The organism is Mesorhizobium sp. U510 (genome assembly GCF_059180695.1).
Map to the genome: position 1 here is coordinate 5474254 of NZ_CP180532.1, position 15226 is coordinate 5489479.

15 protein-coding genes are annotated in these 15226 nt (G+C 64.2%); 12 read left to right on the forward strand and 3 right to left on the reverse strand.

Features of this window, described 5'->3' with window-relative positions:
* Window positions 1-44 precede the first annotated feature (44 nt).
* Window positions 45-983: an NAD(P)-dependent oxidoreductase gene (locus tag ACLGL5_RS28280; protein ID WP_494372809.1), complete on the forward strand. Its 939-nt coding sequence runs from the start codon at window positions 45-47 to the stop codon at window positions 981-983.
* An 81-nt stretch (window positions 984-1064) separates the two neighbouring features.
* Here the strand turns inward: ACLGL5_RS28280 and ACLGL5_RS28285 are convergent, their stop codons facing one another.
* Window positions 1065-1847, reverse strand: coding sequence for a FadR/GntR family transcriptional regulator (locus tag ACLGL5_RS28285; RefSeq protein WP_069092523.1), 783 nt, complete (start codon window positions 1845-1847; stop codon window positions 1065-1067).
* 183 nt (window positions 1848-2030) lie between these two features.
* Window positions 2031-3020 (reverse strand): sugar-binding protein, encoded by a 990-nt coding sequence (locus ACLGL5_RS28290; protein WP_019859217.1) that lies wholly within the window; start codon window positions 3018-3020, stop codon window positions 2031-2033.
* A 441-nt stretch (window positions 3021-3461) separates the two neighbouring features.
* On the opposite strand from ACLGL5_RS28290, the gene ACLGL5_RS28295 reads away from it, so the two are divergent.
* The 11 genes from ACLGL5_RS28295 (at window position 3462) to ACLGL5_RS28345 (ending at window position 13774) form a co-directional block, all read left to right on the forward strand.
* Window positions 3462-4205: an ATP-binding cassette domain-containing protein gene (locus ACLGL5_RS28295; protein WP_027047043.1), complete on the forward strand. Its 744-nt coding sequence runs from the start codon at window positions 3462-3464 to the stop codon at window positions 4203-4205.
* Between the two features lie 61 nt (window positions 4206-4266).
* Window positions 4267-5265, forward strand: a complete 999-nt coding sequence (locus ACLGL5_RS28300; RefSeq protein WP_019859219.1) for an ABC transporter permease — start codon at window positions 4267-4269, stop codon at window positions 5263-5265.
* Window positions 5266-5471: 206 nt separating this feature from the next.
* Complete coding sequence (locus tag ACLGL5_RS28305) at window positions 5472-6299, forward strand: AraC family transcriptional regulator (RefSeq protein WP_019859220.1); 828 nt, start codon at window positions 5472-5474, stop codon at window positions 6297-6299.
* A 107-nt stretch (window positions 6300-6406) separates the two neighbouring features.
* Window positions 6407-6850 carry an SRPBCC family protein gene (locus tag ACLGL5_RS28310; protein WP_019859222.1) on the forward strand — a complete coding sequence of 148 codons (444 nt, stop codon included), beginning with the start codon at window positions 6407-6409 and terminating at the stop codon, window positions 6848-6850.
* Window positions 6851-6865: 15 nt separating this feature from the next.
* Window positions 6866-7660: an FAD binding domain-containing protein gene (locus ACLGL5_RS28315; RefSeq protein ID WP_069092524.1), complete on the forward strand. Its 795-nt coding sequence runs from the start codon at window positions 6866-6868 to the stop codon at window positions 7658-7660.
* Between the two features lie 60 nt (window positions 7661-7720).
* Complete coding sequence (locus ACLGL5_RS28320; protein ID WP_069092525.1) at window positions 7721-8203, forward strand: (2Fe-2S)-binding protein; 483 nt, start codon at window positions 7721-7723, stop codon at window positions 8201-8203.
* 126 nt (window positions 8204-8329) lie between these two features.
* Window positions 8330-9697, forward strand: a complete 1368-nt coding sequence (locus tag ACLGL5_RS28325; RefSeq protein WP_069092526.1) for a xanthine dehydrogenase family protein molybdopterin-binding subunit — start codon at window positions 8330-8332, stop codon at window positions 9695-9697.
* Between the two features lies 1 nt (window position 9698).
* Window positions 9699-10703 (forward strand): xanthine dehydrogenase family protein molybdopterin-binding subunit, encoded by a 1005-nt coding sequence (locus tag ACLGL5_RS28330; RefSeq protein ID WP_069092527.1) that lies wholly within the window; start codon window positions 9699-9701, stop codon window positions 10701-10703.
* A gap of 1 nt (window position 10704) precedes the next feature.
* Entirely contained in the window at window positions 10705-11586 is an 882-nt protein-coding gene (locus tag ACLGL5_RS28335; protein ID WP_069092528.1) for an AAA family ATPase, read from the forward strand.
* An 89-nt stretch (window positions 11587-11675) separates the two neighbouring features.
* On the forward strand, window positions 11676-12887 hold the full coding sequence (locus ACLGL5_RS28340; protein WP_494372810.1) for a vWA domain-containing protein: 1212 nt from the start codon (window positions 11676-11678) through the stop codon (window positions 12885-12887).
* On the forward strand, window positions 12887-13774 hold the full coding sequence (locus ACLGL5_RS28345; RefSeq protein WP_069092530.1) for an amidohydrolase family protein: 888 nt from the start codon (window positions 12887-12889) through the stop codon (window positions 13772-13774). The genes ACLGL5_RS28340 and ACLGL5_RS28345 overlap by 1 nt, the downstream gene beginning before the upstream one ends.
* A gap of 178 nt (window positions 13775-13952) precedes the next feature.
* Here ACLGL5_RS28345 and ACLGL5_RS28350 read toward each other — a convergent pair whose 3' ends face one another.
* Window positions 13953-15218, reverse strand: a complete 1266-nt coding sequence (locus tag ACLGL5_RS28350; RefSeq protein ID WP_019859231.1) for an ABC transporter substrate-binding protein — start codon at window positions 15216-15218, stop codon at window positions 13953-13955.
* Between the last annotated feature and the right edge of the window lie 8 nt (window positions 15219-15226).

The following is a 15226-nucleotide window of genomic DNA, read 5'->3' on the forward strand; positions in this document are numbered from 1 at the left end:
AAAACAGCGGCGCAATTATCGATAATCCGGGATAGGACGACGACATGAACACCACCACCGCGCGCGAAAAGATCGGCTTCATCGGCCTTGGACTGATGGGGCACGGCATTGCCAAGAATATCGTCGACAAGGGCTATCCCCTGACATTCCTTGGCCGCAAGAACCGCAAACCCGCGGAGGACCTCCTCGGCCGCGGCGCCAAGGAGGCGTCGACCTCGCGCGATGTCGCGGCAGCGTCCGATATCGTCTTCATCTGCGTCACCGGTTCGCGCGAAGTGGAAGCCATCATCCGCGGCCTCGGCGGCCTCAAGGAAGGCTTGAAGAAAGGCTCGGTCGTCGTCGATTGTTCGACCTCGGACCCGGTCTCGACCGTGGCGCTTGCGGCCGAACTCAAGGCGCTTGATATCGACTATGTCGACGCGCCGCTGAGCCGCACGCCGAAGGAAGCCTGGGAAGGCACGCTCGACGCCATGGTCGGCGCACCCGACGCCGTCTTTGCCAGGGTCAAGCCGGTGATCGAGACCTGGGCCGGCCGCATCGTCCACATTGGCGACACCGGCGATGGCCACCGCATGAAGCTGCTCAACAATTTCATTTCGCTGGGCTACGCCGCCATCTATTCCGAGGCGCTGGCCCTGGCCGAAAAGGTCGGCATCTCACCGCCGCGTTTCGACAGCGTCATCCGCAACGGGCGCATGGATTGCGGCTTCTACCAGACCTTCATGCGCTGGACGTTGGAAGGCGACCGCGACGCCCACAAATTCACCATCGCCAACGCCTTCAAGGACCTGACCTATCTGGAATTGATGGCGGGTGCCGCCGGCATCGCCAACCCGCTCGGCAACGCCACCAAGAACTCCTTCGCCGGCGCCCATGCCACCGGCCCGGCCGAGCAGTTCGTGCCGATGCTGGCGACGCATATCGGCAAGGTCAACGGCGTCGACCTGATGCCGACCAAGGATGGTAAGAAGCAGACGATTTGAGGCTCTAACTCTTTGTTTTGACGCAACTCCCTAGGGAGAGCGCTACGCGCTTTCCCGAGAATTGCTCTAACGGCCGGACGGCTACCGCCGCCGGCTGCCGATCCCCTCATCGGTGTCGGCGAGCAGCTTGTGCACGGCATTGCGCGCCGCCGCCGGCCGTTGCAGGCGGATGTTCTTCTCGATCGCCTCGTGCAGTTTCTGCGCCCGGTTCTGGTCGCTGACCTGGCGTGTCGTGAAAACGAAGAGATGGTCTAGTGCGGACTCGATCAGCACGCCGAGCGGCACCAGCAGGTCGTTGCCCGAGGCCCGCAGGATGGCGAGGTGGAAGCGCGTGTCGGCACGGATGCGTTCCGGCAGGTTCGCAGCCTCCCCCATCTCGCGGCAGGCCAGGCTGATCTCGGCCATCTGCTCGTCGCTGCGCCGCATGGCGGCGAAGGCGGATGCTTCCGGCTCGATGATATGGCGGAACTCCTGCACGGTGCGCAGGAAGGTTTCACGGTCGGGTGCGGTCGCGTACCAGGCAAGCACGTCGCGGTCGAGCAGGTTCCAGCGCTCCTTCGGTTCGACCCAGCTGCCGATCTTGGGGCGTGATGCCAGAAGGCTCTTGGCCATCAGCATCTTGATCGCCTCGCGCACCGCCGAGCGGCTGACATTGAACGTCTCCGCCCATTTGGCCTCGTTGGGCAGGATGCTGCCGGGCGGATAGTCGCCGCGCACGATCCGCAGCCCAATCTCGCTGGCGAGCGAGGCATGAACACTGGACCCGGGAAAGTGCGCCGCATCCGCCCTGCGCACGACCGCCGGATCGCGGCTGGCTTGCGCCTTGGCCCGGCTGGCTTGTCTCTTTGCCTTGTCCTGGGGCATCCACGTTCCAATAGGTCGGCCGCCTGTCGCCCGGAGATACTCCGAACCCTTTGGCGCGCCGATCCCGTCACCGAAAAATCCAAACCACGGACGCGTCAAGGCCGGAGCCTGTTGCCCCTTGCCACGGCGTCTCGCTCAGGAATTGACGGGGCGCCCGTTGCCGAGCGCCCCGGATCGAAAGACCTATTTCTGGATGCAGGTGTCGACCGTATCCTTGGTGCATTCGTCGAGGCCGGTGAAGACCGGATCGTCGACCTTCTTGCCCTCGATCAGGTCGATCATCACCGACGGCGCCTTGTAGCCCATTTCAAAAGGCCGCTGGCCGACCAGCGCGGTGACCAAACCATCCTTGGCGATCGCCACTTCGTCGCCGATCGTGTCGGCGGCGCCGATGACGAAGTCGTTCTTGGCCAGCCGGTCCTTCAGCGGTCCAACCAGGTCACGATAAGGCTGCGGCGCGCCGAACAGCGGCCAGCCGCCCATAATGCCGAAGGCGTCGAGCTTGGGGTTGGCGGCGAGGATGTCGGTCATCGCCTGAACGCCCTTGGCGCCGTCGTCATTGGTGAACACCGGGCAACCGGCGACTTCCGTCCATCCGCCTTCACCGGCAAGTGTCGCGAGACCTTCCTTGCCCGTCAGAGCGTCGCGCATACCTTGTGCGCGGCGCAGGATGTTGTCGGCAGCCGGATTGCCTTCGATCGTGCAGATCGTGCCGCCCTTCGGCTTGGCCTTCTTGATGTACTCGCCGATCTTCTTGCCCATCAGGTAGTTGTCGGTGCCGAGATAGGTCTTGCGAAGGGCTGCGTCTTCCTTGGCAAGGTCGGCGTCGACGGTCATGATCGGGATCGACGGATTGGCGCTCTTGATCGTCTGCGCGATCAGCGGCGCGTTGGACGGCGAAATCGCCATCGCCACGGTGTCGGGCTTGCTCAGCATATCCTGGACGATCTGTGCCTCGCCGGCCTCGTCGGAAGTCGACGCCGGACCGGTGTAGAAGCACTCATATTCCGAGCTGGCATTCTCCTTGTTCCATTTCTCGCAGCCCTGATGGATGGCTTCGAAGAACGGGTTGTCGAGACCTTTCACCACGATGACGAGCTGCTTCTTGGCCAAAGCCGGCCCGGCGCCCAGCGCCATGGCGGCGACGGCGGCGAGCAATACTGTTTTCCTCATTGTCAGTCCTCCCTTGGAAACAGACGGACACGGCGTGCCCGCCATACAAATCGACTTGATGCGAGATGGCAGAGCCAACGCTCGTGCCGCCGGGCAAGGCCGATAAGCATTTTCAGATGCGACCGGACCGGCAACGTGCCGGACCGGCCGATAACCTCCCACCGGTCCCGTCGCGACAAAGGCCTGGGACCGGAAATCTTTCTCTGACCATCAACTAATAACGGCGCGGCGCCAACGTCAATTGCTATTTGTCCTACAAAACGGATTTTTCAGAAGCACATGTCACTATTCGTCTGACAAATAGCCAATTTCGACAATTGACGCCCGAGTAGGCATTCGCGTAAATGCCGAAGATCGTTGCTTCCGGGAGGAATGGGGAGCACGATATCGGAGCTGCGACCTGGAAAAGGCATGCAGCAAGACATGGGAGGCAACAGGCTGGTGGCGGTTCTCGAACTCACCAACATCTCGAAGCATTTTGGCGCCATCCAGGCTGTCAACGACGTGTCGCTGTCGATCGAACCCGGCCAGGTCGTCGGCCTGATGGGCGACAATGGCGCCGGCAAATCGACGCTGGTCAAGATGATCGCCGGCAATTTCCATCCGAGCCATGGCACCATGCGCATGGACGACAAGGAATTGATCCTGAACAAGCCGGCGGAGGCCCGCCAGCACGGCATCGAGATTGTCCATCAGGATCTTGCACTCTGCAACAATCTGACGGCCGCCGCCAATGTTTATCTCGGCCGCGAGCTGCGGCGCGGCGTCGGTCCATTCCGCATCCTCGACTATGCCGCGATGTACAAGCGCGCCGGCCAGCTCTTCGCCGAGCTGAAGTCCGAGACCCGCCCGCGCGATCTCGTCAAGCAGATGTCGGGCGGCCAGCGCCAGGCGGTGGCGATCGCCCGCACCATGCTGTCGCAGGCCAAAATCGTGCTGATGGACGAACCGACGGCGGCGATCTCGGTCAGGCAAGTCGCCGAAGTGCTCAACCTGATCCGCCATCTGCGCGACCAGGGCATAGCGGTGGTGCTGATCAGCCACCGCATGCCCGACGTGTTCGACGTCGCCGACCGCGTCATCGTCATGCGGCGCGGACGCAAGGTCGCCGACAAGGCAATCGCGTCGAGCTCGCCCGAGGAGGTCACCGGGCTCATCACTGGCGCCATCGAGCAGGTCTCGTGAGCGCGGCTAATCCGGATTTCACCAGGCTGGCGTGCATCGCCGCCGGCAGGAAAGGTCGATAATGGCAGTCACCCTTGATCAGACGATCGCGCAGAAGCAGCACACTTTCCTGTCGCGGCTGTTCTCCACCCAGACCTTCTGGGTGGTGATCGCCGTCATCCTCGCCTGCATCTTCCTGTCGTTCGCCACCGACGCCTTCGCAACGTCGAAGAACCTCTACAACATCACCCGCAACATCACCTTCGTCGCCATCGTCGCGCTCGGCATGACCTTCGTCATCATCACCGGCGGCATCGACCTTTCGGTCGGCTCGGTTCTGTGCCTGTCGTCGATGGTGCTGGCCGTCACCATGCATGCCGGCTATTCGATCGAGATCGGCATCCTTGCCTCGATCGCCACCGCGCTCGCCATCGGTGCCTTCAACGGCATCCTGACCGCCTATCTCGGCTTTCCACCTTTCGTGGTGACGCTCGGCATGCTGTCGATTGCCCGCAGCCTGGCCATGGTCGCCTCCAACAACACCGTCGTCTTCCAGTTCGGGCCGGACCACGACAAGCTGCTGGCGCTCGGCGGCGGCGCCTGGGTGTTCGGCATCGCCAATCCGGTGCTCTACATGATCCTTTTGGCGCTGATCACCGGCTTCATCCTGCGCTGGACCAAGTTCGGCCGGCACATCTTCGCCATTGGCGGCAACGAGCACGCGGCGACGCTGACCGGCGTCCCGGTGAAGCAGATCAAGGTCGCCGTCTACATGATCTCGGCACTGTCGGCGGGCATTGCCGGCATCATCCAGACCGGATGGCTCGGCGCCGTCACCACCAATCTCGGTACCGGCATGGAGCTGCAGGTGATCGCCGCCACGGTCATCGGCGGCGCCAACCTGGCCGGCGGCGTCGGCACCGCCTTCGGCGCCATTGTCGGCGCCGCCCTCATCGAGGTCATCCGCAACAGCCTTGGCCTGCTCGGCATCAATGCCTTCTGGCAAGGCACCTTCATCGGCGGCGCCATCCTGCTGGCGGTGCTGTTCGACCGCATCCGCAATTTCAGGCGCAGCGACTGATTCAAGCGCCTTTCCTTCTCCCTGGTGGGAGAAGGAAAGTGCCGGGCGTTATTCGTTTCACCTCCTATCGCTCAGTCTGAAAATCGCCTGAAGCGGCTCGCCCTGCCTATCGGCCAACGGCCGATGCCTTGACGGAAGCTTGAAACCGGCCGCACAATCCTCGATGCAGACGAAGGGAGGCCGGTCGTCTGCGGGAGGATATACCCATGACGGAAGCGATCAGGCTCTACTGGGGCCGGTTCGGACATGTTTCTGTCCTGAATGTCGCGAGCGACTTCGTCACCCATGCCCATGTCGAGGCACATCTGATCATCTGGCTCGAAGGCACCGCCGGCGAGATGACCATCGGCCGCGAGACGGTGCGGCTCGGCCCCCGCACCGCCGCCGGCATCAATTCCTTCCAGCCGCACAGCCACGTCCTGTCGCAAAACGGGATGCCAGGTCTGTTTCTCGCCTTCTACATCGATCCCGACTGGGCGCGCCGCCGCCGCGACCTGCCCTCCTCCGCGCCGCTGTTTGCCCAGGCGAAGATCACGCTCGAGCCATGGCTGCACCAGGCCGCCGCCAGCCTGCTCGACCATCTGACCGACAATGAGAGCGTCGACGACGTCGCCAATTACGAGATCGAGCGCTTCATCGATTCGGTGCTCGATGCCGCCGATGCGTCTGCGCCGCAGGAGGCGCGCACCCGCATCAACACCATGCAGGACTTCCGCGTCCGCAAGGCCATCCAGCTGATGAAGGCCAATGTCTGCGAGCGCATTTCCTTCGACGATGTGGCGCGAAGCGTCGGCCTGTCGCGGCCGCATTTCTTCGCCCTGTTCAAGGAACAGACCAATCTGACGCCCAATGTCTACTGGAACACGCTGCGCATGGAGGAAGCGGTGCGGCAGTTGCAGTGGTCGCAAGAGCCGCTGATCTCGGTTGCCTGCAATCTCGGCTTCACCACGCAGGGCAATTTCTCGCGCTTCTTCCGCGACCATGTCGGCGTGCCGCCGACGCTCTACCGCGAGGCCGCGCGGGCAACCGCCTGAGCCTGCTTTTTCAGACTCCTTGATACGCGCGCAAGACGCATTGATAAGCGTCACCCGGGCCACCGCCCTACCCTTGCCCGACTGTCGAATTCGCAAGGGAACGACCTATGGCAAAAGTCACCATCTCCAGCGTCATCGACGCGCCGGTCGAAAAGGTCTGGGCGCGCATACGCGATTTCAACGGCCTGCCGGGCTGGCATCCGCGCATGGTCGAAAGCCATATCGAGGACGGCAAGAACGCCTCGACGATCGGCTGCGTGCGCAATTTCGAACTGATCACCGGCGCGCGGCTGCGCGAAAAACTGCTCGACTTTTCCGATGAGAACTACCTCGTCAGCTATTCCATCCTGGAAACGCCGCAGCCGCTGACCAACCACAAGGCGACGCTGCAATTGCGCCGCGTCACCGATGGCGACCGCACCTATGCCGAATGGACCGCCAGCTTCGACGCAGCACCCGAAGAAGCCGACAAGATCGCCGCCGGCATGGGCGCCAACGTCTTCCAGGGCGGTTTCAACGCCCTGAAGAGCCATTTTGCCGGCCAGGACTGAGAACAGGAGCGTTCCATGGCGCTTGCCCTCCAGACTTTCCCGACCGTTAAGGACGCCAATGCGGCGCTGAAGACGGCCGGCACCCGCTACCTCGGCGGCGGTACCCTCGTGGTCCGCGCGGCCAATGAAGGCGATGTTTCGGTCTCCGGCCTTGTCATGTCGACCGACCCGGCCCTGTCGGCCATCGCGGCCGCCGGCGGCAAGGTCCGCATCGGCGCTTCGGTGACCATGGCGGCGATCGCTCGTCATCCCGACCTTGGCCCGCTCGCAAAGGCCGCACGCGCCGTCGGGGGTCCGGCGATCCGCAACATGGCGACCGTCGGCGGCAATCTGTTCGCGCCGGCGCCCTATGGCGATTTCGCCGTGGCCTTGCTGGCGCTCGACGCCGCGGTCGGCACCGAGGATGGCGAATTGCCGATCGAGACTTTTCTAGCCAGGCGGGACGGCAGCCGCTCCATCGTCACGTCAGTGAGCTTCACGCTGCCGAAGGCCGACGGCTTCCGCTTTCTGAAAGTGTCGCGGGTCAAGCCCAAAGGCGTTTCGGTGCTCAGCATCGCGGCCGTTCTGGAACAGGCTGCCGACGGCACCGTGTCCTCGGCGCGGATCGCGCTTGGCTGCATGGCCGACCGGCCAATGCGGGCCAAGGCGGCGGAAAAGGCGCTCAAGGGAAAGAAACTCGACCAGAACGGCATCGCGGCAGCACTGGCCGCCGCCACCGAGGGCATTGCGCCGATCACAGATCCGATCGCCAGCGCCTGGTACCGCGCTGAAGTCCTGCCGGTCCATCTCGGCCGGCTGCTGCTGGCCTGAAACCACCGTTGGGGGGCGCGCGTCTGTCCGATCCGTCGGGCAGGCGCGCAAGGAGGAAACATGGCGAAGGTCCCGGTTCAATTCACGCTCAACGGCTCCGAGAAAGCCGAATTCATCGACAGCGGCACGACGCTACTCAACGCTTTGCGCGACAAGATCGGCGACACTTCGCCGAAAGGCGGCTGCCACCAGGGCACATGCGGCGCCTGCTCGGTCATCATCGACGGCGAACTCAGGCTGTCCTGCCTGACATTAGCCGAAACCTGCAATGGCGCTGCCATCACCACGACATCCGGCCTTGCCGAAGGCGGCGTGCTGCATCCACTGCAGCGCGCCTTCCTCGGCACCTTCGCCACGCAATGCGGCTTCTGCACGCCGGGAATGATCATGGCCGCCAAGGTGTTGCTCGACCACACGCCCAACCCCAGCCGCGACGAGGTGGTGGAGGCGCTGTCGGGCAATATCTGCCGCTGCACGGGCTACGAGCCGATCATCCAGGCGGTGCTCACCGCGGCCCGCGCCAATTCGCAGAACGCGGCCTAGAGCCGGATGATTTCAGGTCTGTTCGACCTGAAATCCGAATCCGGCTCTAAATCAAAGAGATAGAGCATGATGTCGTCCGAAAACCGCTTCACACTTTTCGGCATCATGCTCTGAGGGGAAGCAAAGATGGAACTGCGCAAGAACTACTTCGCCGATGTCCGCAAGGACGATCTGCACGAAATCGGCCAGCCCCGGCCCCGTTCGGATTCACCCGGCCATGTCACCGGCAAGACTGCCTTTTTCGCCGACCGCAGTTTTCCCGGCATGCTGCACCTGAAGATGGTGCGCAGCCCGCACCACCATGCCCGCATCCGCAGTATCGATACCTCGGAGGCCGAGAAGCATCCCGGCGTGGTGAAAATCCTCACCGCCAGGGATGTGCCGCACAATGTCTACACCATCCTGATCCTCATCCAGATCGGCCCTGAGGACGAGACGGTGCTGGCCGACGGCAAGGTGCGCTGGAAGGGCGAGGCCGTGGTGGCGGTGCTGGCCGAGACCGAGCGCGCCGCGCAGGAGGCCGCCGCCAAGGTCAAGATCGACTACGAAGTGCTGCCGGCCGTCTTCGACATGGAGGAAGCGCTGAAGCCCGGCGCGCCGCTGGTCAACGAATATCATGGCCAGAACTATTATCTCTATGACAGCGGCGAGTGCCGCAAGGTCCGCTTCGGCGATGTCGAGGCGGGGTTCGCCAGCGCCGACCACATCCTGGAGCAGAGCTACCAATCCTCGCCGATCGAGCATGCGCCCACCGAGACCACCGGTTGCGTGGTGGCGCCCGAAGGCAATGACCGCTTCACCTGCTACACCAACACGCAGGCGATGTTCTTCACCCTCGACAACACCTCGATCATCCTGCAGATGCCGGGCTCGAAGCTGCATTTCGTCGGCGGCACCGTCGGCGGCGGCTTTGGCGGCAAGGTCGACGTCATCGTCGAGCCTATCGCCATCCTCGGCGCCAAGCTCACGGGCCGGCCGGTCTCCTTTGTCTACAGCCGTGAGGAGGAGATGCAGATCTCCTCGCCCCGCGCCGCCGAAAAGGTGGTCATCAAGGATGGCGTGATGAAGGATGGCCGCATCGTCGCGCGCAAGGTCACAGGCTACACCGATGCCGGCGCCTATTCACGCCACTCGCCCTATGGCGCGCAGAAGGGTGCCGGGCACTATCCCGGCCCCTACACCATCCCCAATGTCTGGATCGACACCTATTGCGTCTACACCAACCGCACGCCGTCCTCGGCCATGCGCGGCTTCGGCGTCACCATCGGCGATTTCGCGCTGGAGGTGCAGATGGACAAGCTGGCGCGGCTGATCGGCATGGACCCGCTCGAATTCCGCTTCATCAACGCCTATCGCGACGGCGACATGAAGGCACACCGCCAGCCGACCGAGGGGGCGGCACTCATCGAGTGCATGCAGGAAGCCTCGCGCGCCGCCAACTGGCCGGTGGCGGAGAAATATATGGCGATGTCCTCCTACAGGAAGGGAGCCTGACATGGCGATCCGGCGTGGACGCGGCGTTGCCGCGATCAACTATCCCACCGGCATGAATCTTGGCGGCGACCCGACCCAGGCGCTGGTGCATTCGACACCGACCGGCAATTTCATGGTGACGCTGTCCTCCGTCGATCTCGGCCAGGGCATGAAGCAGATCATGGCGCAGATCTGCGCCGAGACGATCGGCGTGCCCACCGACCGCGTCGTCGTCGACACCGCCGACACCGACACCGGTCCGCACTGCATGGGCACCTTCGCCTCGCGCGGCACGCACCGCGCCGGCAATGCCGTCATCCAGGCGGCCAGGGAAGCCCGCCAGGTGATGCTGGAAGTGGCGGCCGAGGAATTGGAAGTGAATGCTTCCGATCTTGAGACCGACGGCCAGGGCAACATATTGGTCAAGGGCGCGCCGCAGAAATCGATCTCGATCTTCGATGTCGCGCTGTCGGCGCATTTCAAGCGCGGCCGGTCCATATCGGGCCGCGGCATGTTCCTGATCCCGCGCTCCTATCCGGAGAAGGAAACCGGCGCGATGAAGCCGTCGACCTGCTACGCCCACGCCTGCACCGTGGCCGAAGTCGAGGTCGACGACGAGACCGGCGAGGTGACGGTGCTGACCGTGAAGAACGTCTTCGAGATTGGCCGCGCGCTGAACCCGAAAATGGTCGAGCAGCAGCTCGTCGGCGGTTCCTGGATGGGCATCAGCCACGCGCTCTACGAGACCACCGAGCCCTATTATCCCAACCGCGTTCATGGCGGCACCGACTTCAACCAGTATTTGATGCCGGGACCGGGCGATCTCGCACAGACCGAGATCATCGTTCTGGAGCGGCCTTCGGCGGATGGTCCCTACGGTGCCAAGGGGCCGGGCGAAATGTGCGCCAATCCGCAGATACCGGCGGTCGCCAACGCCGTCTTCGACGCCGTCGGCGTGCGCATCGACACGCTGCCGATCACGCCGGAGCGCATCCTGCGCGCGCTCAAGGCGCAAGCGGCGAACTGACATGCCCGAGGTCAAAGCCGAGTCCGTCGCGACCTCGCCAGAGGCGGTGTCAGAACATCTCGCCGCTTCGCGCTATCTGGCCGACGACAGCCTGGCCACGGCCATCTTCCTGGCGATACGCCTGGGCAAGCCGCTGCTGCTCGAAGGTGCGCCGGGCGTCGGCAAGACCGAAGCGGCCAAGGCGATCGCCGAGCTGCTCGGTCGCGATCTGGTGCGGCTGCAATGCTATGAGGGCATCGATGCCGCGCACGCGCTGTACGAATGGAACTACCAGCGCCAGCTGCTCGCCATCCGCCATGCCGGCGAGCATGAGATCGACATCTATGACGACCGTTTTTTGATCGCCCGCCCGCTGCTGCAGGTGTTGAAGGCGCCGGAGCAGCGCGTGCTGCTGGTCGACGAGATCGACCGTTCCGACCATGAATTCGAGGCGCTGCTGCTGGAATTCCTCTCCGATTTCCAGATCAGCATTCCCGAGCGCGGCACGATCCGCGCCGCAGCCCAGCCGATTGTCATCCTGACCTCGAACCGCACCCGCGAGCTCGCCGAGGCGTTGCGCCGCCGCTGCGTCTACCACTGGATCGGCTATCCCGATGCCGGGCGCGAGGCCGCCATTATCATGCTGCGCGCCGGCGACGTCGCCGAGGCAACCGCGCGCGCCGTGGCGGCAGCCGTGCAGACTATCCGTGCCCGGCCGCTGGCCAAGCCGCCCGGCATCGCCGAAGCGGTCGAATGGGCCAATGCCGCGACCATCCTCGAAAAAGGCGGCAGCCCCTGGCCGGAAGCCTTCCGCCGCGCCATCGGCGTATTGATCAAGGACGAGGAGGACCTCTCCTACATCGCGCCTGAGCTCGGCAGGATTGTTGAGGAGGCACTGGGGTGAGCCGCGGCCTCAACAATCCCTTCTCCCCGTTTACGGGGAGAAGGTGCCCCGAAGGGGCGGATGAGGGGCAGCGCCATCATGGGCAGAAGATGGCGCTGCCCCTCACCTGCCTGCCGGCATCGGGGGTCGAGCCGCCTGTCTCGACCCGTCCTGCGGACCCCCGTAAACCGGGGGAGGAGAGCCTACCTCCCGCCGCCCACCCCTTCCTCAGCTTCGGCCGGCTGTTGCGCCGCTACGGCTTCGCCGTCGCACCGGAGCAAATCTCCGGCTTCATGCAAGCGGTGACATTACTTGGCCCGCGCTCAATGGCCGACATTCGCGAGGCGGCCCTCGCCACGCTGGCACCCCCACCCGATCGCCGCGACGAATTCGAAGCCCATTTCCAGAGCCATTTCTATGGGAACACTTCAGCCGTGGTCGAAGGCGAAGCGGACGAGGAAACCCGCATCAAGGATGATGGCGGCGCCGATAACGAGCGGATCGAGGCCGAGCGCAGCCAGGAAGGCGGCGAGCTATCTTCGGCACTCGAGCAGTTGAGCACGCGCGATTTCCAGCGCGACGACGACAGGCTGACCGCCTTCCGCCGCAAGCTCTCCTCCGCTTTGCCCACCCGCCGCTCCTTCCGTACCGTGCGCACCGCTTCGCGCGGCAAGCTTGATCTGCGCCGCTCGCTCAGGGAAATCGTCAGCGCCGATGGCGACGTGCCCTCGCCGCTGCTGCGCCGCCGCCAGACCGTGCCGCGCAAGCTGCTGCTCTTGATCGACGTCTCCGGCTCGATGAAGCTGCACACGGCGGACTATCTCAAGCTGGCGCATGCCGCCTTGCAAGGTGCGGACCGCGCCGAGATCTTCACCTTCGGCACGCGGCTGACCCGCATCACCTCGGCCCTGCGCATCCGCGACCGCAACCAGGCGCTGGCGCGTGCGGCGGCCCAGGTCGACGACTGGGACGGCGGCACCCGCATGGGGCCGACGCTGCTTGCCTTTCTCTCCGTTCCCCGCTTCTCGTCGTTCGCGCGCGGTGCGGCGGTCGTGATCCTGTCGGACGCGCTGGAGCGCGGCGATCATGCCGAACTGGAGACCGCGATGCGAAGGCTGAGCGCCCGCGCCTTCCGGCTGTCGCTGGCCACGCCTTTGGCTGGCGACCCGCGCTTCCGCCCGGCAACGGCGGCGCTGCGCGCCATCCTGCCTGATCTCGACGATCTCATCGACGGCTCGTCGCTGACCAGCCTCGCCGATTTCATCCTGTCGCTCGCCCGCCCTGCCCCTGCCGCATCGACAATCTGGAAAAGGGTATCGTGATGCAGAAAGCCATCGACGCGCATTTCCACATCTGGCGCCAGAAGGACCAGCCCTGGCTGGTCGGGCCGATGGTGCCGCGCATCTTCGGCCCCTACGAGCCGATCCGCCGCGACTATCCGATCGGCGAATTCCTCGAGGACCAGGAGGGGTCAGGCGTCGAGAAAGCCGTCTATGTCCAGACCAACTGGGCGAAGCAGGATTTCGAGAAGGAAGTCGCCTTCCTGCAGAAGACCGCTGACGAGACCGGCTGGCCGCACGCTATTGTCGGCTATGCCGACATGACGGTCGATGATGTCCGGCCGCAGATTGACCGGCTGATGAAATACAGGCTGCTGCGCGGGGTGCGCATGCAATTGCACTGGCACGAGACGCCGGCCTTCCGCTTCGCCGCCTCGGCGGATCAGGTCATCGACCCCAAGGTGCGGGCCAATGTGGCGCGGCTGAAGGATTACGGCCTGTCCTTCGACCTGCAGCTCTTCCCCGCCCAGATGAAGGACGGGCTGACGCTGGTCGGCGAGAACCCTGAGACCAACTTCATCCTCACCCATGCCGGCATGCTGACCGGCATGGATCAGGAAACCACCGAGACCTGGAAGGCTGGCCTGCGCACGCTGTCGGCCGCACTCAATCTCTATGCCAAGCTGTCCGGTCTCGGCACCTTCGTCCACCGCAACGACCCGGCTGTCATCACCTACATCGTCGACAACGCCATCGACATCCTGGGCGCGGATCATCTGATGTTCGGCTCGAATTTCCCGATCGAGAAGCTCTGGACCAGCCACGCCGAACTGATCAAGGCGCACCGCGATGCGGTGGCGAGGCACGGCGCAGAAGCCGAGGCCGATATTTTCTGGAACACGGCGGAGCGCGTGTATCGGCCGGTATAGCTGCGACCTACCTTCTCCCCTTGCGGGAGAAGGTGGCCTCGCGAAGCGAGGTCGGATGAGGGGTGCTCCAGGGAACGCCCACGTCTCACTCCGCTGGAACACCCCTCATCCGTCTCGGCGCTGCGCGCCGATCCACCTTCCCCCGCAAGGGGGGAAGGAAGAGCGTCGCCATAACCCCTTACTGCGTCGGCAGCATGCCTTCGACGTCACCGGCCGCGTCGTCGAGCGCTTCCTTCGGTGTCGCCGACTGGTCGACTATGCGCGACAGGTTGTCGACGATCGTCTGCGTCACCTTGACCCCGTTGGTGCCCGGGAAGGCATACCAGGGAACCATCCGCGGCATCTGGCTGAGCCCGGCCTGGAACAGCGGGTTCTTCTTGTAGAAATCGCCGAGATACTCGGGAGACTTCGCAGCCAGCTCGTTGTTGGGGACATAGCCGGTGCCCGGCACGACGACGGAGGCGCCATAGGGGCCGGCGGCGAATTTCGCGAACTTCCAGGCCGCCTCCTGCTTGGCCGCGTCCTTGGTCAGGATGACCACGGCATTGCCGCCGGTCGGCAGATGGCCGTTGACCGGATCGATCAGCGGGATCTTGGCGGTGCGCAGCGTGAACTTGTCGCCGACATTCTTGATCGTGTTGACCAGCGCACCGGTGGTCTGGAATTCGAACCCGACCTTGCCGGCCGCGAACGCCTGCTCGCCCGCCGGCTTGGTGAAGACCGGCATGCCGCCCTCCTTCACCATCCGCTCGAGGATCTCCACCGCCTTCTCGCCTTCCGGCCCGTTGAAGGCGACCTTGCTTTCGTCCTCGTTCAGCATCTTGCCGCCGGCACCGAACAACAGCGCCGAGAACATCCAGTCGTCGCCCTGCCAGCGGAAGTCGATACCGTCGACGCCATTGCCGAGAGCCTTGATCTTGCCGCCGAGCGCGATGACCTCATCCCAGGTCTTGGGCGGATTGTCCGGATCGCCGCCGGCCGCCTTCACCAGGTCGGCATTGTAATACATGATCGGGTTGGAGGTGGCGAAGGCGAGGCCAACCTGCTTGCCGTTGACCTGCGCCAGCTTCAGGATCGTGTCGGAGAAGCCGAGCTCCACCATATTGCCTTCCTTCTTGACCAGCGGGCCGAGATCGACGGCAACGTTACGCTCATTGAGCATGCGCAGGCGGTTGAGGCCGATGAAGGTGATGTCGGGCATCTCGTCGGTGCCGGCCTGGCGAAGAATGGTCTGGATGCCTTCTTCGTAGGTCGCCGACGGGCTGGCGAACTGGATCTTGATGTCGGGATTTTCCTCCATGAACTTCTTCGAGATCGTGTCCATCACGTTCTTGAAGAAGCCGGGCATCGGGTAGTGAACCGTCAGCGTCGTCTCGGCATAGGCCGGAAGGGCCGCCGCCAGCGACACCGCCGCGGCGGCGAAGATCCTGGAAATATGCTTCATCGTTCGTG